Origin of the sequence: Pseudomonas gozinkensis, assembly GCF_014863585.1 — a bacterium.
Classification (GTDB): Bacteria; Pseudomonadota; Gammaproteobacteria; order Pseudomonadales; family Pseudomonadaceae; genus Aquipseudomonas; species Aquipseudomonas gozinkensis.
This window is the reverse complement of sequence record NZ_CP062253.1, coordinates 4,408,132-4,428,079: the sequence shown is the minus strand read 5'-3', so window position 1 is coordinate 4,428,079 and position 19,948 is coordinate 4,408,132. Positions and strand designations below refer to the sequence as shown.

Genomic DNA, 19,948 nt, shown 5'->3' with positions numbered 1-19,948 from the left:
GGTGCTTTATGTCGAGCAAGAAAAAGTCCCTGGAGATCGAAACCCTGCGTGGCCTGGCGTGCCTGTTGCTGGTGCTCTATCACGTGATCGGGCCGTTGGGCGGTGGTTTGAAAATCGACATCGGCTCGCCGTTCCGGGTGATCGCCGATTCGATGGTGTACGTGCGCATGCCGCTGTTCACCTTCATTTCCGGCTATATCTATTCCATCTACAAGATTCGCGGCAATGACTTTTCCGCGTTCTTCAGCGGCAAGGTGCGGCGTCTGATCGTGCCGCTGTTTTGCGTCGGGGTGCCGTTCTCCGTGTTGCAGGCGGTGGGGCCGGGCGTGAACAAGGACGTCAGCGTGATGGACGCGCTGTTGTCGTTTTATGTGCCAATCAACCACTTCTGGTTCCTGCAGGCGGTGTTCATCATTTTCATGTTTGTCGGTCTGCTGGAATGGCGCGGGCTGCTGCGTACACCGACGCGCCTGTATCTGTTGTTCGCATTCGCCGCGGCGGTGTTCCTGTTGCCGTCGTTTCCGCTGGACGCATTCGGCATCAACGGGGCGATTTATCTGCTGCCGTTCTTCGTGGCGGGCATGATCGGCCAGGAGAAAGTCAGCGAACTGAAGCAGACGTTCAAGGTGATCGGCCCGCTGGTGTTTGTGCTGATCTCGCTGACGCTGTTGTACGTGGCGTCCGTGGACCGCGAACTGATCGTCGACCGCCGTAGCCTGATCGGCCTGACGGTGGGCTGCGTGTCCTGCATCGCGTTGTTGTCGAGTGACATGCGCTCGAAGGCGCTGACCTGGCTCGGCGGTTATTCCTATGCGATTTTCCTGTTTCACGTGTTGTTCGCCGCCACGTCGCGCTCGATCCTCGGCCGCCTCGGCGTGAAAGACGAAAGCGTGCTGGTGTTCTGCGGTGTGACGTGTGGCTTGCTCGGGCCGGTGGTGTTGTCGATGATTTTCAGTCGGTTCAACTTCACCTCCGTGCTGTTTCTCGGCGAACGTGCCGCGACGAAAAAGAAGCCGGCGGCGACCATCGCTCCGGTAGCGCAGGCTTAGGTTTTGCGAGCCACTGGAGAATGCGCGGTGTTTGCAAAATAGCTAAAAGCTTCGCGAGCAAGCTCGCTCCCACAGAGGGTATGCAAAGGTCACACAGCCTTTGTGGGAGTGAGCTTGCTCGCGAAGGGGCCATCACTCAGTAAAGGATTCAATGCATGTTGGCTGTTGATGATGGGCCGCCGGTGGCGGCGTCGGTGGTGCAGGTCGGCGACGCTCGCGAGCGGTTTGGCCAGTGGCGCGAAGGCAAGGCCGGCAAGGTGTTGTCGATCTCGGTGATCGGCGACAGCTACAGCGCCGGGCAGGATTTCTACCTGAACAAACTGGTGCAACGGGTGGCCGGGGAGGTCGGGTTTGCCGGGCCGGGTTATGTCGGTTTCAACCACGGCGCAGCGCTGGGAGGTACGCATTTCAAATACACCCGCAGCAGCGAGAAATACTTCGGCGGCGACTGGCAGGTCTCCGGCCTCGGTCAGGCCAGCCCCGACAGCCGCACGGTGACCGGCCGGCCCGGCGCCTGGCTGCAAGTCGACGCCAGCCCGACGCCCGCCATCAACACTGCCGTCACTCAGGCGAAACTGCTCTATCTCGGCAACGGTGAGTCCAGTGAACTGCGTTATCGCTGGTCACCCTCCGCCGATTGGCAGCCGTTGAAACTTGCAGGCGACGGGGTTCAGGAAGTCCCGCTGTCCGGCACGTCGGCCGCGACCGATTGGGCTTTCAGACTGGAAGTGGTGAAGGGCGCGCCGACCCTGTTCGGCCTGTGGCTGAGCAACGATCAGGACGGGGTTCGGGTGTCGAAACTGGCGGCGTCCGGCGCGGCGTCCGCTGATTTCTACCACGACGATGCGCGCTGGCAGACGCAGTGGAAAGCCGTGGTGTCGAAGATCCCCGCAGACATTTACCTGATCATGCTCGGTGGCAACGATCAGGGTTTCGGCGTGAAGCCCGAGCAGTATCTGCATAACGTTCAGGGTCTGGTCGGCATGCTCCGCGAGATTCAACCGGCGGCGAGCATCAACCTGATCCTGCGTCAGGACACCACCCGCTCCAGCGCCTATCCGATGTCGGCTTACGCGCAGGTCATCGAGCCCTGGGCCCGTGATCAGCAGCTGGGTTATGCCAATCTGCAATGCGCGTTCGGCACCGACGTCAAACGCTACGCGGCGGCCATGATCGGGCCTGACAAGATTCATCCGGTGCCGGCCACGGGCGGGCGGGTGATTGCCGATTACTTTTATCGTTGGGTCGTGGGCGGACAGCAAAAAGTCTCGCCACAGGACCGCTGTGGCGAGACTTCGAAGTAGCCATCAGTTGTCGAACAGATCCAGATGGCTCAGCAGTTCTGCGGTTTTCTGCGGCATCAACTGCGTCACGCAACGGGTTTCCACGTTGACGATGATCGCCGGGTCGTTGCAGCAGATCCGCACGCGAAAACGCCAGTCGCTGAAAATCATCTTCAGGCCGTCGCGGTCCTCGACCTCCAGCGCCTGTTCGCCGTAGATCCGTTTCAGATGGGCGAGCAGGGGCCAGGGATCGCGCATCGGTCGGCGTATGTCCCCGGAGGAGGGAAACACGCCGATGCGATCGACCAGCAGCAGGGTGCCCAGCCACGGGCCATTGGCGCTGGGCAATGGCTGATGGCGGGATAACCAGCTCATCACCCCGAGGTTGTCCACCTCACGTTCAATCTCTGCGGAATGTTGTGCAATGTTCATGGTTGCCTCGTTGGATGTGCGTGCTGCGATGAATCAGTGGGGGCCGCTCAGCGGCCCTTCAGGTAAACGTTTTCGTAGCAGAAGTTGGTCGCCTGCAGGTAACCCTCGGCGTCGCCGCAGTCGAAGCGCAGGCCCTTGAATTTGTAGGCCAGCACACAACCGTTCTGCGCCTGTTTCATCAGGGCGTCGGTGATCTGGATTTCGCCGCCCTTGCCCGGCTCGGTGTCGGCGATCAGGTCGAAGATGTCCGGCGTGAGGATGTAGCGGCCGATGATCGCCAGGTTCGACGGTGCGTCTTGCGGGGCCGGTTTTTCCACCATGTTGTTGACCCGGTAGATGCCGTCGGATATCGCTTCGCCGGCGATCACGCCGTACTTGTGGGTCTGGTCGCGCGGGACTTCCTGGATGGCCACGATCGAGCAGCGGAATTTCTTGTAGAGCTCGATCATCTGCGTGAGCACGCCGTCGCCTTCGAGGTTCAGGCACAGGTCGTCCGCCAGCACCACGGCGAAAGGCTCGTCACCGATCAACGGGCGGCCGCTGAGAATCGCGTGGCCCAGGCCTTTCATTTCCACCTGACGGGTGTAGGAGAAGGTGCAGGTGTCGATCAGCTCGCGGGTGCCGGCCAGGAATTTTTCTTTCTCGGTGCCGCGAATCTGGTGTTCGAGTTCGTAGCTGATGTCGAAGTGGTCTTCCAGTGCGCGCTTGCCCCGTCCGGTGACGATGGCCATGTGTTGCAGGCCGGCATCCCGTGCTTCTTCAACGGCGTATTCGATCAACGGCTTGTTGACGATCGGCAGCATTTCCTTGGGCATGGCTTTGGTGGCCGGCAAGAAACGCGTGCCATAACCGGCAGCGGGGAACAAACATTTACGGATCATAAAAGTTTCCTGGTCATTCATGGCGCACTGCCATCGTTTATTGCAATAACGAAAGGTTGCAAGTTATTGAAGCTGTACTTTAATACCTGACTCGGGAGATGAGTGGCAAATAGCAATGAGTGTAAAACACGACAATGTTATGAGATGTCGGTTTGACAGTTATTGGTTATTTTTAGTCGGCATCCGTTGATAGTGATGAATGCGCGGGAGTGCTAATAAGTACCAGGCAATACAGTTTGGCTTGTAAAAATATTTATAGCCAGTGATTGAACTGTTTTTGTTTTTGGTTGTTGTCGCGCTGTTTGTGTGAATCAAGACACACATTAAACAAACAGCGCTTGACACGCGAGTTGGCACTTTTCCCACTTATGGACCGCGCTATGAAGATTCTGGTAACGGGTGGCGCCGGCTATATCGGCTCGCACACCACACTTGCACTACTTGAAGCAGGTTATGAAGTTGTAGTTCTGGATAATCTTTGCAACAGCAGCGACGCCGCCTTGCACGCGGTGGAAGCCATTTGCGGCAAAAGTGCGCTGATGATTCGCGGGGATGTCTGTGACCGGGCCTTGCTGGACCGGATTTTCCAGCAGCACGCCATCGATGCCGTGCTGCACTTCGCCGGGCTGAAGGCCGTGGGCGAGAGCGTGCGCAAGCCGCTCGAATACTACGAAACCAACGTCAGCGGCAGCATCACGCTGTGCCAGGCGATGGCGGCGGCGGGGGTGTTCCGGCTGGTGTTCAGCTCGTCCGCCACGGTCTATGGCGAGCCTGAGCAGATGCCGATCCGCGAGGATTTCCCGACCGGCCATCCGACCAATCCTTACGGCCAGTCCAAGCTGATCGTCGAAAACGTACTGCGCGACCTGTGCCAGTCCGAACCGCGCTGGAGCATTGCGCTGCTGCGCTACTTCAACCCGATCGGCGCCCACCACAGCGGCCAGATGGGCGAAGACCCTAACGGCATCCCGAACAATCTGGTGCCTTACATCAGTCAGGTGGCGGTCGGCAGCCTGAAGGAATTGTCGATCTTCGGCGACGATTACCCGACGGTCGACGGTACTGGCGTGCGCGACTACATCCACGTGGTCGATCTGGCGGACGGGCACCTGAAAGCCCTGCAATCGATCGCCGACCGCACCGGCATTCATACCTGGAACCTCGGCACCGGCGATGGCTACAGCGTGTTGCAGGTGCTGCGGGCCTTTGAGCAGGCCTGCGGGCAGCCAGTGCCGTTCCGGGTGATGCCACGGCGCTCCGGGGACATTGCCGAGAGCTGGGCCGACGCCTCCAAGGCGGCGAAGGAACTTGGCTGGAAAGCCACGCGCAACTTGCAGGACATGGTCACCGACACCTGGCGCTGGCAATCGAATCATCCCCGGGGTTATCAGGGATGATGGCGTTTTAGTGCAATGTTAGTTTCAGTCAGGTTGTTAGATATCGTCGGGAAATTAGACTGGCAATGCCTTTTGCAAGTCCGTAGATATAAACCTGCCGTTCGACTTTTATCAGTTGGGTAAGACTGTGAAAGAACAACGGATCTTGTTCGCGCTTTTTGCGACTTGAACTCTACCACCTCTAACGAACACCCGATGTTCAGGTGCGATGTTAGAAAGGAGTTGATATGAAGAAAGTGATGGCGATCGCCCTGTTGACGATGTTGAGCAACTGGGCCTCCGCAGCTGAAGCGCCGCTTACAGCAGTGACCAATGTATCTGGCAGTGTCGCGGCTTCTACAGCGCCTGCTGCCAGTACTGCCATGGTCGCCAGTGCTGTCGCGGCGTCCAACAGTGGTGGAAGTGCCAACGGCGGTACAACGGGTACCACCGGTACCACGGGTACAACCGGCACGCACAACTAACTGAAGTATCTGTTGGTGCAGTACAGGGTCGCCCGACGAAAGTCGGGTGACTTTGTTTTTGGATTCGCCCTTGAATAGCGTAGTGCCATTATGAATCGTCGTTTTACTCTTTTAATGTTGGCAAGTTTCGCTTTGCAAGGTTGCATGTTCTCCCCCGGCCAGTACCTGAGCACCAGTAGCATCACGCGCCAGGGCGCCAGCGAAAGCAGTCGGGTCGAGCTCATTCAGATCACCCCCAAGCTTATCGCCATGAACCGCGCCACGTACAAGCGTGAGTCGGTGCCGGCGGAATTGTTGGCGACCCCGGCCGAATACCGCATCGGCAGCAACGATGTGCTGTACATCACCGTCTGGGATCATCCCGAGCTGACCGCCCCTTCGGGTGCGCAACAGCAGATCGACGCCAACGGCCGGCTGGTGCGCTCCGACGGCACGTTGTATTACCCGTACATCAAGGAAGTCCAGGCCGCCGGCAAGACCATCCAGCAACTGCGCTCGGACATCGAGCAACGCCTCTCGGCGTTCATTGCCGAGCCGCAAGTGGATGTCGCGGTGCTGCGTTTCGCCAGCCAGAAAGTCGTGGTCTCGGGCGCTGTGGCCAAGGCCGGCCCCCAGGCGATTTCGACCAACCCGCTGAGCGTGGTCGAGGCCCTCGGTTCGGCCGGTGTCGATACCAACAATGCCGACCTGTCCGGGCTGATGCTGACGCGCAACGGGCGGGTCTATCCGCTCAATCTCGACGCCCTCAATCAGCAGGATTCCGAATTGCAGAACGTCTACCTCAAGGGTGGCGATCAGCTGTATCTGCCGTACAACGACAACAAGCGCATCTACGTGATGGGCGAGGTCAACCAGCCTCGTGCGCTGAGCTTCAAGACCGCCACCATGAACCTGTCCGACGTGCTCGGGTCGGTCGGCGGCTTGAGCCAGACCACCTCCAACGGCAACGCCGTGTACGTGATTCGCGGGGTGGAAAACCTCGACGTCGAGCCGGCGAAAATCTACCAGCTGGAAGCCGAATCGCCGACCGCCATGGCGCTCGCCTCGCACTTCGAAGTGCGGCCCCAGGACGTGGTTTATGTCGGGCCTGCCAACGTGACTCGCTGGAATCGCCTGATCAGCCAGTTGGTGCCGTCGGCATCGATTGTCGGGACGGGGGCTTCCGCTGCGAAGAACTGGAGCGAATACAGTAACAACAGCAAATAAGGCCGCCGACTGTGAAAACGTTGAAAGTGGGCGTGTGCCTGATGGCGGCCGTGTTGTTGAGTGGCTGCAATCCGCTGATGAGCGCTTCGTTGAACAACCTCAAGGCGTCGGTCATCGGACCGGATGAACTCGATGTGTCGGCGGAGCAGGTGGCCGGGGTCAAGTATCCCCAGCTCAAACTGACCACGCCGTCCGGTTCCGGGGTGCTGGCGCTGGTGCGCGAGCGCGAGGACCTGCAGTTCTGGGTCGCCTCCGGCAAGCAGGTGTTGCTGATGCGCGACGGCCTGGCCATGCGCACTGTTGGCCTCGGCGTGGAGGGCGATCTGGACGGCACGCGTCTGTCCGATGACTCGCCGTTCAAACAGGGCCTGCATCGCATCACCGACGGCTACACCAGCCGCCGCTGGATCGACCTCTACAAGGGCCAGGAAGTCGGGATCATCCTCAACAGCCGCTTTTCCCGCCGCGCCCTCGAAACCCTCGAGATTCTCGACAAGGAATACACCGTGCTGCGTGTCGATGAGCAGATTGACGCGCCGGCCATCGGCCTGCGCGCGACCAATCGTTACTGGGTCGATCCGGTGGACGGTTTCATTGTGCAGAGTGAACAGCAACTGACCTCGCAGTTGCGCGTCAGGATCGTGCAACTGACCCCTGACCGCAGGCATCTGCCGTGAAGCGGCTCAGAGCGCTCTCGGCGTGCTTGATGTTGCTCACCGGGGGCAGCGAGGCAGCGGTCATCGTCAGCGGTGATGTCGCCAACCCGGGCCCGATCGAATTGCCGGCGGGCGGGCGTTTGCGCGATGTGATCGGCGAGGCCGTACCGAATGCCGAAGGCTACTGGTTGGCGGGTGTCCTGTTGCGTCAGTCATTGCTGGAAGAACAGACGCGCCTCAAGGTCGGCGTGCTGTTCGATCTGGATGTGCTGCAGCGCATGGCCATGCTGTTCGACAAACCGAGTCGAGCGGCGCTGGCACAGCGACTGGCCGAGCAGGTCCGGCAGATGCCGGTGACCGGGCGGCAGATCGCCGATCTCGATCCGGTGGCGGTGGAAGTCGGCTTCGCCCGCAACATCCGTCTCGACGATGGCGATCAACTGATCTACCCGAAACGGGTCGATGAAGTCGAAGTGCTGGGCGCGGTCGCCGAACCGTGTCGCCTGCCTTATCAGCCGTTGCAGGAGGCCCGCGAATACCTGCAGGGCTGCACGCTGCTGGAGGCCGACGCCGATGCCGATTACCTGTGGCTGATCCAGCCCAACGGCGTATCGCGGCGGGTCGGCATCGCCCACTGGAACCGCGAAAGCGGGCAGATGCCCGTGGCCGGCAGCAAGATTCTGGTGCCGGTGAAAAACGATGATCTGGATCCGCCTGTCCCTGAACTGAATCAGCAGTTGGCCGAATTGATTGCCACGCAGTTGGCTGAGGTGGTTCGTTGAATTTGCGTTTTGCAGCTGTGTTGTTATTGCCCTGTGGCCTGGTGCATGCCGAGCCACGCATAACCCAGAATGACTTCGGCGGCGTCGGTCTGTTGCAGACCCCGACCGCGCGCATGTCGCCCGCCGGTGAGTTGAGCGTCAACGCCAACCGCACCGAACCGTACAGCCGATACAGCGTTTCGTTGCAGCCGCTCGACTGGCTGGAAGGTTCGTTTCGCTACACCGCCATCACCAACCGTCCGTACGGTTCCGAAGCGCTGAGCGGCAGCCAGAGCTATAAGGACAAGGCGGTCGACGCCAAGGTCCGGCTGTGGCAGGAAAGCCACTGGGCGCCGGAAGTGGCGCTGGGCTTTCGAGACATTGGTGGTACGGGTTTGTTTGCCAGTGAATTCTTCGTCGCCAACAAGCGCTACGACAATTTCGATTTCAGCGCCGGCATCGCCTGGGGTTACATCGGTAACCGCGGCGACTTCGACAACCCGTTGGGCTGGGCCAGTGATCGCTTCAAGACCCGCCCGGACCTGGAAGGCACCGGTGACGTCAACGCCGGGTCGTACTTTCGCGGCAAGCCTGCGTTTTTCGGCGGCGTGAGTTACCAGACACCCTGGGATCGCCTCAGCCTGAAACTCGAATATGAAGGCAACGACTACAAGCACGAGCCGAAGGACAACATCATCAAGCAGGACTCACCGATCAACCTCGGCGCGGTGTTCAAGGTGACCGATTCCCTCGACCTGAGTGCCGCGTGGGAGCGGGGCAACACGGCGATGTTCGGCGTGACGTTCCACACCAATTTCGTCAGTCGCAAGGCTCCGGCCAAGACCTTCGACCCACCGGCCGAACCGCTGCCGGCGAAGGCGCCAGCCACGACGATGGAGGAGGTCAACTGGGCCGACGTATCGCGCCGCTTGCAGCAGAATGCCGGCTACAAGGTCGAGCGCATCACCCAGCGCGATTCCGAACTGATCGTGTACGGCGAGCAGCAGCGCTATTTCCATTCGCCCAAGGCCGTCGGCCGCGCGAGCCGGATTCTCGACAACAGCGTCAACGACGACATCGACTGGTTCACCGTGGTCAACAAGCGCTACGACCTGCCGCTGGAAGAAACCAGCGTGCCCCGGCAGACCTTCCGCGAAGTGCTCAACAACGAGGAACCGCTGGAATCGCTGCACCGCACCACCGAGATCAATCCGGCGATGCCGCGCAACGAGAAAACCCTCTACACCGAAGCGCCGCAGCACTTCAATTACGGCGTCGGCCTGGGCTTCAAACAGAACGTCGGCGGCCCCGATGGTTTGCTCTATCAGTTCACTGCCGATCTGGACGCCGAGTACCGCTTCAACCGCAACACCTGGTGGAACGGTTTGCTTAGTCAGAACCTGATCAACAACTTCGACAAATTCACCTACGACGCACCGAGCGGCCTGCCGCGTGTGCGCACCGACTTGCGTCAGTACCTGACCACGTCGGACACCACCATGCCGCTGTTCCTGGTCAGCCACGCCGAGCAACTGGACAAGGATTTGTACGGCATGGTCTACGGCGGTTATCTGGAATCGATGTTCGCCGGGGTCGGGGGCGAGGTGCTGTTTCGTCCGACCGGCAAGCGCTGGTCGATCGGCGCGGACCTGAACTACGTGCGTCAGCGTGAATTCGACCAGGGTTTCGGCCTGCAGGATTACTCGGTCTGGACCGGCCACATCACTGGCTACACCGACCTGCCTTACGAAACGCTGGCAGCGGTCAGCGTCGGGCGTTACCTGGCGGGCGACTTTGGCGGCACGGTGGATATCTCCCGCGAGTTTTCCAATGGCGTACGTTTTGGCGCCTGGGCGACCATCACCACCGCCGGCAGCGCCGAGTATGGCGAGGGTAGTTTCGACAAGGGGCTGTACCTGTCGATCCCGTTCGACGAAATGATGAGCATGTCGACCATGCGCCGCGCCAACCTGGTGTGGGCGCCGCTGACCCGTGACGGTGGCGCGCGGCTCAATCGCAGCTTCCAGCTGCATTCGATGACGGACAGTCGGGAAGGGGACATGTTCTACCGGAACTTCGGGAAGATTACCGAGTAGGTTTGGGAGAGCGGGGAGTTAAAACGGGAGCCTGATGGCTCCCGTTTTTGTTTGTGGTGAAGGGGGATCTTGATGCAGCTGGTGAAGTTGGCAGGCTCAAACCTGGTGTTGAATGATCCGACGCTTTCGCGGGCAAGCCCGCTCCCACAAGGATCGGGGAATGCTGAAGATTACGGCACCACCCAAAAACCTGTGGGAGCGGGCTTGCCCGCGATGGCGTCTGTTTAGCCGACATCAAAACACCAGACTCTCCTTGGCCGCAGAGCCCTCCGCCAACCCCCAAATCCCGCCCACAAAAAAGGGGACTTTCGTCCCCTTGCGGTGTTGCCTTATCAAGCCCTGCGTCTCAGTAGATATCCTTCGACAGCAGGGTGAACGGCGTCTTCACCAGGATCTTCACATCCAGCCACAGCGACCAGTTGTTGATGTACTTCAGGTCGATCTCGACGCGCTTTTCCATCTTGTCGAGGGTGTCTGTCTCGCCCCGGCAACCGCTGATCTGCGCCAGGCCAGTGATGCCCGGTTTGATTCGGTGACGCGCCATGTAGGCGAGGATCTTGCCCGAGTAGTAGTTGTTGTGCGCCACGGCGTGCGGACGTGGGCCGACCAGCGCCATGTGACCTTGCAGCACGTTGAACAGTTGCGGTAGTTCGTCCAGCGAAGTGCGACGGATAAAGCGACCGACTGGCGTGATACGCGAATCGTTGCGGCTGGCCTGCTTGACGTCACGGTCATCGTGCACGCGCATCGAGCGGAATTTCCAGACCTTGATCACCTTGCCGTTCCAGCCGTGGCGATCCTGTTTGAAAAACACCGGGCCCGGCGAGGTGAGCTTCACCGCCAGCGCCACGGCCAGCAGCACCGGGCTCAACAGAATGATCGCCAGCAGGGCAACGGCTTTTTCCACCAGGCTTTTGCTCAGCGCAGCGGTCGGGCGGCTGGTCAGCGGGCTTTCGTTGAGGTAGATCGCCGGCAGGCCGTCCACGACTTTCACCGAGTGGTTGAGCAGCGTCAGGCTGTTCAGGTCCGGCACCCAGACCACGTCAACGTTGGCATCCAGCAGATCGACGTACATGGCCTCGATGTTGGCGGCTTCCGACAGCGGCAGGGTGATGTACAAGCGGCGGATGTCGTGGGTCTGGATCAGCTCGAGCAGTTCGTCCTGGGCGCCGACGACGCGCGGGGCGTCCGCTTCGAGACTAGGGGTATCGCCGTTGCTAACGAGGCCGACCAGCGGCAGGTTTTCGTGCTGGCTCAACTTCTTCGCCAGGCCCAGCGCCAGTTCGCCGGTGCCGACGATCAGAGTCTTGTGCTCGCTTTTGCGCGAACGCTGGTAGAACTTCGAGAACGCATGCAGCGGTGCGTACAGCAGCGCCTGACCGAGGAAACCGTACACCGCCCACTCAAGGATGACCTGGCGGGAGAACAGCGCATCGGCCTTGCAGATGAAGGCGATGAACGCCAGACCGGCCATGGTCATGAACCAGCCCACGAACAGTCGACCCAGCCCGGTCAGGTAATTGTCTCGCTTGCGATACGCGCCGCTGAAGGTATAAGCCGGCACCGAGGCCAGTACCGCCAGGATCGTGCACATCCGATAGTAGAACTCGACGGTGCCCGTGTGCTGTTCGGCCAGTATGAACAACAGTGAAACAATGAAACTCTGTGCCAGCGCCCATTGGCCCCAAAAGGTCAGTCCCTTGAGGCCGGTGTTTCGATTGATACGAAGAGAAAGATCCATACGATATCCCCAAAAGACGTCCATTCAGGTTTCGACAGTAGAAAACCGAGTTGTTAAGCAGACTTGTTATTGTTGTTTGAGCCAGTGTCCTGAGGTAACAACGCCGGAATGCGGAACTGTCGTCAGTCAATAGACTAAGTTATTGCCGGGGATGCTGTCTGACGAGTTCTAACAAGATGGCACAGTGCCAACTTATTTAAATTCTCAATAATCGAACGTTAGAAAAGGTCGAAAGGCAGGGGGTGAATAATCAATATTGTGTTTGCTATCGTAGGTGGGGTCAGGAGGCGGGTATAACCAGGGAGGGATGAAACCAAACAGAGTGCTTTTTTATTTTTGTAATCGCACTTGTATCTGTTTGTCTTGTAGTGGGGATGTTGTTTAGGCAACAACATCCTGGATCAGGCAATAACCGCGATTGCGCACGGCACGAAACAATCGTTCACCGTTGCTGGCGTTCTTGAATTTGTCTTGAAGACGGCTCAGGCACATTTCCAGTCCCCGGTATTGCTCCGGCTCGCGGCCGATGCTGAGGATCAGATCGTCCCGACTGACAACACGCTCTTCATGGTGGAGCATTTTGCGGACCAGTGCGGTTTCGAGCCCGGTGAGACTGATTTCGACACCCTCTTTCGTCAATGCACCCTGATCATTGTCCAGATGCCAGGCTTCAGTGCAGGGCGCGTCGGACTCGATCGTTCGGGAAGTGTCAGTGGGTTCTTCGGACATGGCCGTGGAGCTGTGGAACGAATGCGCCGATTGTGCTGCCAGCCATTCCGATTCAAGTGTGGCCAATATGCGCTGGGTATCGTGTTCGATGCTGCGTGCGACATGCTTCCTTGTGCCGCGTGGGTAAGTGAACTCCATCAGCATCGGAGTGGAAGAGGGCGAAGCAACACCTTCAATAAACATTTGTGCCTGGGACGTGCCAAACGAATTGAAACGCTCGCTGGAGAGGATGTTCTCAAGTTCACGTTGCGACGCCGAGCTGTTAGTCACGACAACAAAGTATTTTCTTGGGAGGGTTGTGCTGGTTTCCATGTCTCTCTCCTAAAGTACACACCAAATTTGGCGAAAAAATAATGGGCAGGCGAGCAATGTTTTCCTCGGAAATAATCGACGGGCAGGGTCTGAGCCCAATGATGGCCCACGATAAGTTCCACTCGGTCTGCTTTTAGAGTAATGGTTTATTGTTATGTTTAAGTGTTGCAGCGCTCATGCAATTGACAGCTTTTTATTAGATATGTGACGCAGTTAAAACAGTGAGACATCGGATTTTTAGTGCGTTGCATCAGACGTTCCCTCGTAAGCTGCAAAAGAGTGATTCCCTGAGTCAGGCGGTCGAGATCAACCCCCTCATCAGACGATAGCCATACCCGCGAATGCTCTGTATGGCGTTCGTACCGTACACGTCCTTGATTTTCCCACGCAAGCGGCTGATGGATTTTTCCAGCGCCCGAGGGTCGTAGAAATGGGTATTGAGCCCCATGATGCTGGCGATTTCATCATGGCTGAGAATGTGATTGCCGGTCTGCGCAAAGGCTTGCAGGATCTTCATTTCGGCAAAGGAGATATCCAGTTTCTTGCTGGTGTCCGAGAGGCAGATGCGGGTAGGGTCCAGCACCAGGCTGATATCCCGTTGCCATTCTTCACTGTCGAAGAATTCGCCGAGCAACTCCGCGCCTTCATCGGACAAGGTATTGAGTTTGATACAGAAGTCGGCACCTGCCAGGAAATACTTGATCTTGTTGAACGCGCCGCGCCCGGTGATCACCGCACAAATGATCGGCTTCAAGTTGTCGCTGCGCAGGCTTTCCACCAATGCCAGGTTGTCTTCAAGAGCCTGAGGGCTGTCGATGACAATGAATATGGCCCGATACAAGCCGTGATATTCATTTTGCTGATATGAACTAGCGTAAGAGTCGGCCTCAATGGCCAGATCAGTCTGCACATGCTTCGCGATTAGCGCGCTAAAGTGTTCAGCCACGCCACGGGTACGACCCAGAGTGAGAACACCTGGTTCGTCGCTTGTGCGGCGCGGGCTTCTAGTCGCTAAGTTACCTGTGAGCATCATGCATTGACTCGAAAAGGTGCTGACATCGGGATGTTAAAGCACCGGTTCTCATCTGTGACTGACAATTGGTAACATTTACGCGGATTTTAGACGTGGCTCCCGAGTTTTCTAACAATAATTAAGCTTTTCAAGCTTTTAGTTGATTTTTTCGGGGCTGTGAACTAACGAAATAGGGGGCGTTAGATGGTGGCAATATGGAATGGTGCCACTATTTTGTAATTATCGCGACCTGTTTTTATGTCCCTTGGCCATCACTCAGCTGCATACGTATCAGAACAATGTGAGGTGGGTCACATTTTATGGGCTGGCCTGTCTTTTTGCTATAACGTCGACAAGTTCACACACGGACGTTTATTAACATGCCTTGAGTGTGGCTTTTGATAAGACATATTCTCCGTCCCCGAGTCGGGCAATGGGTGTACATCTGCCAATTGTTTTACTTCAGATACTCAATGCCTGAATGCATTTAACAGGGCGCCCGCAAAGAGCGTCCTGACGGAGGATTAATGGATTTACTGACCTTGTTTAAGGTGCTGATTCTTGGGGCGGTAGAAGGCCTGACCGAGTTCCTGCCCATTTCCAGTACGGGCCACCAGATTATTGTCGCCGACTTGCTGGAGTTCGGTGGTGAACGCGCCATGGCGTTCAACATCATTATTCAACTGGGTGCCATTCTGGCCGTGGTCTGGGAGTTTCGCCCAAAGATCTTCGAGATCGTCAAAGGCCTGCCGACCCAGAGTAATGCCCAGCGTTTTACCCGTAATCTGCTGATCGCCTTTTTCCCGGCAGTCATTCTTGGCGTGTTATTCGCCGACACGATTCATGAATACCTGTTCAACCCGATCACCGTTGCTGTTGCATTGGTGGTGGGCGGCATCGTGATGTTGTGGGCCGAGCAGCGGGATCATGTAGTGAGTGTCGATCATGTGGACGACATGAAGTGGGCTGACGCCCTGAAGATCGGTTGCGTACAGTGCCTGGCGATGATTCCGGGCACGTCGCGCTCCGGTTCCACCATCATTGGCGGTCTGCTGTTCGGCCTGTCACGCAAGGCCGCCACGGAGTTCTCGTTCTTCCTGGCGATGCCGACCATGGTCGGCGCTGCGGTGTATTCCGGCTACAAGTACCGCGAACTGTTCCAGAGCAGCGACCTGCCGGTCTTCGCCCTGGGCTTCGTCGTAGCGTTCATCTTCGCGATGATCGCCGTGCGCGGCCTGCTGAAGTTCATTGCGAACCATAGCTACGCCACCTTCGCCTGGTACCGGATCGCCTTCGGCTTGCTGATCCTCGCTACCTGGCAATTTGGTTGGGTCAACTGGACGGCGGCCGCAGCCGCCTGACCCTCAGCCGCGCTGGCCGGGCCTCAACGCCCGGCCAGCAATTCCGCTGCCTGATCCAGCAACGCCAGCGGATCCTTGGCCTTGTGGATATCCACCGACAACAACTGACGAAACTTGCGCGCCCCCGGGAAACCGGTGCCCAGGCCCAGCACATGCCGGGTGATGTGATGCATCGCCCCGCCGGCCAGCAAGTGCTCGGCTATATAAGGCCGCAACTGCGCCAGCGCCTCGGCCCGGCTGATCACCGGCGCGGTACTGCCGAACAATTGCTGATCCACCTCGGCCAGCAGATAAGGATTGTGATACGCCTCGCGCCCCAGCATCACGCCGTCAAAGGGCTGCAAATGCTCATGGCAGGCCTCCATCGTCTTGATCCCGCCGTTCAGAATGAACTCCAGCTCCGGAAAATCCGCCTTCAACCGCGCCGCCACGTCATAACGCAACGGCGGAATGTCCCGGTTCTCCTTCGGCGACAACCCCTCCAGAATCGCAATCCGCGCATGCACCGTAAAACTGGTGCAGCCGGCATCCCGCACTGTCCCGACGAAATCGCACAGCTCTTCATAACTGTCCCGCCCGTTGATCCCGATCCGGTGCTTCACCGTCACCGGAATCGACACCGCATCCCGCATCGCCTTCACACAATCCGCCACCAACTGCGGATGCCCCATCAGGCACGCCCCGATCATATTGTTCTGCACTCGATCACTCGGGCAGCCAACGTTCAGATTCACCTCATCGTAACCGTGCTCCTGCGCCATACGCGCGCAAGCGGCCAGGTCCAGCGGAACACTACCGCCCAACTGCAATGCCAGAGGATGCTCGGCCTCGTTGTGACGGAGGAAACGTTCGTGATCGCCGTTGAGCAGAGCGCCGGTGGTGACCATCTCGGTGTAGAGCAGGGCGTTTTTCGACAGGATGCGTAGGAAGTACCGGCAGTGACGGTCAGTCCAATCCATCATCGGCGCGACGGAGAAACGGCGGGAGAGTGGGGCAGGTGTGGCGGTGATTGGGGGCATTGGGAGTACGGAATCGGTGTGGCTGGGAGGTGGGGGAGTTTATCAGGAATGGGGAGGTGGGGCTTGGGAGCATCGGAAGAGCAGGCTGGCAGGTCTTGAGGCTGGTAAATAAATCTGAGAATCATCTGGCCGGCCTCCCCACCTCACGGAGGTGGCGCAAAATTCAAGGTGCGAACTTAGTCTTTTGCGTAGGAGGCCGTGATGAAATTCTGTGGCATAGACCTGCATTCGAACAACAGTGTTGTGGTGGTTACCGACGAAACGGATCGGGTACTGGTCAGTCGACGCTGCCCCAACGAACTAACGCCGATCCTTTCGCTGCTCGAGCCTCATCGTGCTGAATTGATCGGCGTCGTAGTTGAGTCGACGTACAACTGGTATTGGTTGGTCGATGGCCTTAAGGCGGCGGGTTTCGAGGTGAAGCTGGCCCATCCCGTGGCGATGAAGCGTTACGACGGTTTAAAGCATGCCGATGACAAGGATGACGCGGCTTTCCTGGCGCACTTGCTGCGACTCGGGATTTTACCGACCGGATATATCCACCCGCCGCAAGAACGTGCGCTGCGAGATTTGGCGCGCAAACGTATTCAACTGGTACGCAGTCGGACTCAGCACATTCTGTCCGTGGAGAACATCATGGCGCGCCAGTTTGGTCAGCGCCTGAGCTGCAATGAAGTCAAAGGGCTGTCAGCCACGTCCGTCGACAGGCTGGGCCTGCCGACGGATGTGGCTCTGGCAATGAAAGCGAATGTAGCCATTGTCCAGGCCTTGCAGACCCAGATTGATTTTCTTGAAGAGCGATTACTGCACGAAGCCCGTCTGCGCCCGGAGTTTTCCTTGCTGAAAACGATGCCCGGGATTGGCGAAGTACTGGCCACGATCATCATGCTGGAAACCGGAAATATCGAGCGCTTTGCCGACGCAGGCCACTTCGCCTCTTACGCTCGCTGCGTAAAAAGTGCGCATTACTCCAACGGCAAAAAGAAAGGTGAAGGCAACGCCAAGAACGGCAACGCTTATCTGATCTGGGCCTATATCGAAGCGGCTAATTTCGCCCGGCGCTTCAGCGAAGATGCCAAACGCTTTTTCGAGAAGAAGAAAGCCAAGACCAACGCCGTGGTCGCTACCAAGGCGCTGGCACACAAGCTGGCGCGAGCGAGTTATCACATCCTGAAGGAGAGACAGCCTTTTGATGCCAGACGCTGTTTCGCCTGAGGGGCGAATGAGGTGATGGTCGGTCAACCAAAAAGGGACTGGGCTCGAACCACTAAATCTGAGTGGCGACCGACCATCACCGCCTGAGTGTGTTGTAACCGGGTCGTCTGCCAGGTGAGCCAGCCGGGACTGGACGTGTGTTTTGCACGAGCCACAGTTCTGTGACACGTTTTGGACGCATTGGCGGCACCAACGTTTCTCTGGGGCAGTTAACTGCCAGGGCGGTGCTGGTCGTATCGCTACCGCTTGATCCAAATGGGTGTCTGGAACGACTTGGTCGTAGCCAGTGAAGAGAAAACGGGTTCGACGGGTTCAACCGATCAGGTTGAGTGGAAGAGCAAATCCTGCAGCTGAAACTGCAGGGCGTGGTGGCTCTTAACCTTGACTTGAGACCGGCTAATGGGAGTCCCCATTTCTTCGGTCCCCATTTTTGCTGTCCCCATTTTTGCTCGACCGAGACTGTGGGTGGCGTGAAAAAGATCGAGGCGCTGGGCGCGCTCAAATTGCTGTCGGGCGGGTCGGCGAGCCTGGCGGCGGTGGACGATCTGCACTAGGCGACAGGGCGGGATCTGAACCTGGTTGTGGGGCAGAAGCCCAACACCACTGTAGGCGGTGATATGCAGGAGCGGATTGAAGGTTTGCGCCGGAGCGTCGCGGGCGTCAGCCAGCGTATGCAGGCGCCGAAAAACTGGATTGGGTCTGCCGACGTGAATTTATTCAAGGTCGTTTGTGACACGCTTGATCTTATGCAGGAGATGAACAGCCAACTGGCTGTGCATACTCATGGGCCAACGCCAGTGCCCGGGAGAGCTTCAGCGTTTGCATCAGCAGCGAGTGTTTCCTCTCAGCTATCGGCAAAGCTATTACTTGTAACCCTGTAGCCTCGCTTAATCCACATGGCACTTTGCCTTTTTCATACCGCGAGTACAAGATAGCCGTCTAATCACCGGCATGGCGCAAAATCATGTTTGATAAAGTTACGAAGCTGGAATTATCAAAGTCATACTTTTTCAAAGTTATTTACCGAGAGGAGTGTGAGGGCTTTGCAGCGACATTGGAACTGACTCCAGAGCTTATAACTTTCAAGGTTATGACAGAGCGTTCATGCAAGCTTTCATGGAATGCATTGGAGGCGGAGTGCGACGACTTAACTGATAAGTTTTTACTCAAGGGGCTTTATTGCGTTGGGTCAAGAAGTGCAACAATTAGTGCCGCGCCTTCTGTCGGCTTCTACGAAATTGAGTTTGCAGTTGAAAGCGTCGAGTTTTGCCCTAAACATGCACCCTATAAGGGTGAGTTTGAATCGATTCAAATCTATTCGTCGACTATCAATGATTGGATAGGCTATACAACGACTCAGGACAATATCTTGCACGCTCATGCTAAGGGTGAAGATATCAGTCCGCATCTGACAGAGTTTGTAGCAGAAGCGAACCATGCGGAAGAGATGGGGATACAATATAACGGTACTCATCGCCACTCACCTTTGACATACGAACAAGCATTTTCTTTTCTACCTTCCTTGTTTTATACATTTGGGATTGAGGAAAATGCGAAAAACCCATACATAACTTACACTAAAATATTCAACCTACTTGCGTTTTTCACTGGCATACAGCCAGACGTGCAGAGAGTCGATCTTGAGTACGACTACAATGGTTACGCAATGTGCGGATCTCTCTACTTTCCTACCAAAGATTTCAAATCTAACCGTTCTGAGACATATGCAATGTTTCCCTTAGGAGTAAACCAGAGGTTTGATGACTGGGGATTGCCTCCAGTCCCTGCGTCTGCGTTCTCGATTTACTTTGCACCAGGCTCCGAACTTCCCGATATATTTTCTAAATACGTTAAATATAGAACTATGGGTAATGTCGAGGATAGATTGCTTGGATATTTCAGGCTTTTGGAGAAGCATTGTTATAGAAGAAAAAACTACCTGCCTGACGAGCTATTTACAAGGTATTCTAGACTTTCAAAAAAATGGGCAAAGGCAAACGGACTTACTACTAAGGAAGTGAAAAGTTTCGAAGGCGGGCTGAAGCGGTTCAATGGGCAAAAATATAACACTCAAAAGTGTGTGACGGATTTTATAAGCTCGCTCCCTGAGGAAATACAAGAAGGTTTGGGGGTGACGAATGATCTATTAACGGAGATTTGCACGCTGCGAAATAATATTACACACGCAAATAAATATAATGTTGAAGAGAATAAGATTTACGCTTACACAGCTTACGTTCATCACCTCCTGATATTCGCACTTCTGGAGAAACTCGGCATTGAACTGCCCAGTGTTATTAACCTCATAGGACGGCTCAGAAATAATTGAGTCAA

At 57.1% G+C, this 19,948-nt stretch carries 17 protein-coding genes and 1 pseudogene; 12 read left to right on the top strand and 6 right to left on the bottom strand.

The window, feature by feature from the left end:
• Positions 1 to 8 precede the first annotated feature (8 nt).
• Both IHQ43_RS19620 and IHQ43_RS19615 read left to right on the top strand, forming a co-directional pair.
• Complete coding sequence (locus IHQ43_RS19620; protein WP_192561790.1) at positions 9 to 1,049, top strand: acyltransferase family protein; 1,041 nt, start codon at positions 9 to 11, stop codon at positions 1,047 to 1,049.
• A 155-nt stretch (positions 1,050 to 1,204) separates the two neighbouring features.
• Positions 1,205 to 2,353 (top strand): SGNH/GDSL hydrolase family protein, encoded by a 1,149-nt coding sequence (locus IHQ43_RS19615; protein WP_192561789.1) that lies wholly within the window; start codon positions 1,205 to 1,207, stop codon positions 2,351 to 2,353.
• Between the two features lie 3 nt (positions 2,354 to 2,356).
• Here the strand turns inward: IHQ43_RS19615 and IHQ43_RS19610 are convergent, their stop codons facing one another.
• Both IHQ43_RS19610 and galU read right to left on the bottom strand, forming a co-directional pair.
• Positions 2,357 to 2,764: a phosphohexomutase domain-containing protein gene (locus tag IHQ43_RS19610; RefSeq protein ID WP_192561788.1), complete on the bottom strand. Its 408-nt coding sequence runs from the start codon at positions 2,762 to 2,764 to the stop codon at positions 2,357 to 2,359.
• A gap of 47 nt (positions 2,765 to 2,811) precedes the next feature.
• Positions 2,812 to 3,645, bottom strand: a complete 834-nt coding sequence (galU, locus tag IHQ43_RS19605; protein WP_192561787.1) for a UTP--glucose-1-phosphate uridylyltransferase GalU — start codon at positions 3,643 to 3,645, stop codon at positions 2,812 to 2,814.
• Between the two features lie 380 nt (positions 3,646 to 4,025).
• On the opposite strand from galU, the gene galE reads away from it, so the two are divergent.
• From galE to IHQ43_RS19575, 6 genes are all read left to right on the top strand, one after another.
• Positions 4,026 to 5,042 carry a UDP-glucose 4-epimerase GalE gene (gene galE / locus IHQ43_RS19600; protein ID WP_192561786.1) on the top strand — a complete coding sequence of 339 codons (1,017 nt, stop codon included), beginning with the start codon at positions 4,026 to 4,028 and terminating at the stop codon, positions 5,040 to 5,042.
• 227 nt (positions 5,043 to 5,269) lie between these two features.
• Positions 5,270 to 5,506 (top strand): hypothetical protein, encoded by a 237-nt coding sequence (locus IHQ43_RS19595; protein ID WP_003226528.1) that lies wholly within the window; start codon positions 5,270 to 5,272, stop codon positions 5,504 to 5,506.
• A 90-nt stretch (positions 5,507 to 5,596) separates the two neighbouring features.
• The gene (locus tag IHQ43_RS19590) at positions 5,597 to 6,712 is read left to right on the top strand and encodes a polysaccharide biosynthesis/export family protein (protein WP_192561785.1); all 1,116 of its coding nucleotides are present in this window, start codon (positions 5,597 to 5,599) and stop codon (positions 6,710 to 6,712) included.
• Between the two features lie 11 nt (positions 6,713 to 6,723).
• Positions 6,724 to 7,389, top strand: a complete 666-nt coding sequence (locus IHQ43_RS19585; RefSeq protein WP_192561784.1) for a YjbF family lipoprotein — start codon at positions 6,724 to 6,726, stop codon at positions 7,387 to 7,389.
• 29 nt (positions 7,390 to 7,418) lie between these two features.
• Positions 7,419 to 8,150 (top strand): capsule biosynthesis GfcC family protein, encoded by a 732-nt coding sequence (locus tag IHQ43_RS19580; RefSeq protein ID WP_192561783.1) that lies wholly within the window; start codon positions 7,419 to 7,421, stop codon positions 8,148 to 8,150.
• Positions 8,147 to 10,225, top strand: coding sequence for a YjbH domain-containing protein (locus IHQ43_RS19575; protein WP_192561782.1), 2,079 nt, complete (start codon positions 8,147 to 8,149; stop codon positions 10,223 to 10,225). The genes IHQ43_RS19580 and IHQ43_RS19575 overlap by 4 nt, the downstream gene beginning before the upstream one ends.
• A gap of 346 nt (positions 10,226 to 10,571) precedes the next feature.
• On the opposite strand, the gene IHQ43_RS19570 is transcribed toward IHQ43_RS19575, so the two are convergent.
• From IHQ43_RS19570 to IHQ43_RS19560, 3 genes are all read right to left on the bottom strand, one after another.
• Positions 10,572 to 11,966 (bottom strand): undecaprenyl-phosphate glucose phosphotransferase, encoded by a 1,395-nt coding sequence (locus IHQ43_RS19570; protein ID WP_192561781.1) that lies wholly within the window; start codon positions 11,964 to 11,966, stop codon positions 10,572 to 10,574.
• A gap of 381 nt (positions 11,967 to 12,347) precedes the next feature.
• Entirely contained in the window at positions 12,348 to 13,007 is a 660-nt protein-coding gene (locus IHQ43_RS19565; protein WP_192561780.1) for a winged helix-turn-helix domain-containing protein, read from the bottom strand.
• A gap of 292 nt (positions 13,008 to 13,299) precedes the next feature.
• Entirely contained in the window at positions 13,300 to 14,040 is a 741-nt protein-coding gene (locus IHQ43_RS19560) for a winged helix-turn-helix domain-containing protein (protein ID WP_192561779.1), read from the bottom strand.
• Positions 14,041 to 14,546: 506 nt separating this feature from the next.
• Between IHQ43_RS19560 and IHQ43_RS19555 the strand changes: the two genes are divergently transcribed.
• Positions 14,547 to 15,380 carry an undecaprenyl-diphosphate phosphatase gene (locus IHQ43_RS19555; RefSeq protein WP_007951638.1) on the top strand — a complete coding sequence of 278 codons (834 nt, stop codon included), beginning with the start codon at positions 14,547 to 14,549 and terminating at the stop codon, positions 15,378 to 15,380.
• Positions 15,381 to 15,403: 23 nt separating this feature from the next.
• On the opposite strand, the gene dusA is transcribed toward IHQ43_RS19555, so the two are convergent.
• Positions 15,404 to 16,399, bottom strand: a complete 996-nt coding sequence (gene dusA / locus IHQ43_RS19550; RefSeq protein ID WP_192561778.1) for a tRNA dihydrouridine(20/20a) synthase DusA — start codon at positions 16,397 to 16,399, stop codon at positions 15,404 to 15,406.
• 201 nt (positions 16,400 to 16,600) lie between these two features.
• On the opposite strand from dusA, the gene IHQ43_RS19545 reads away from it, so the two are divergent.
• From IHQ43_RS19545 to IHQ43_RS19535, 3 genes and pseudogenes are all read left to right on the top strand, one after another.
• The gene (locus IHQ43_RS19545) at positions 16,601 to 17,614 is read left to right on the top strand and encodes an IS110 family RNA-guided transposase (protein ID WP_192561777.1); all 1,014 of its coding nucleotides are present in this window, start codon (positions 16,601 to 16,603) and stop codon (positions 17,612 to 17,614) included.
• A 449-nt stretch (positions 17,615 to 18,063) separates the two neighbouring features.
• Positions 18,064 to 18,495 (top strand): annotated as a pseudogene (locus IHQ43_RS19540) (hypothetical protein); the annotation flags it as partial.
• An 83-nt stretch (positions 18,496 to 18,578) separates the two neighbouring features.
• Complete coding sequence (locus tag IHQ43_RS19535; protein ID WP_192561776.1) at positions 18,579 to 19,943, top strand: HEPN domain-containing protein; 1,365 nt, start codon at positions 18,579 to 18,581, stop codon at positions 19,941 to 19,943.
• The last annotated feature ends 5 nt before the right edge of the window (positions 19,944 to 19,948 follow it).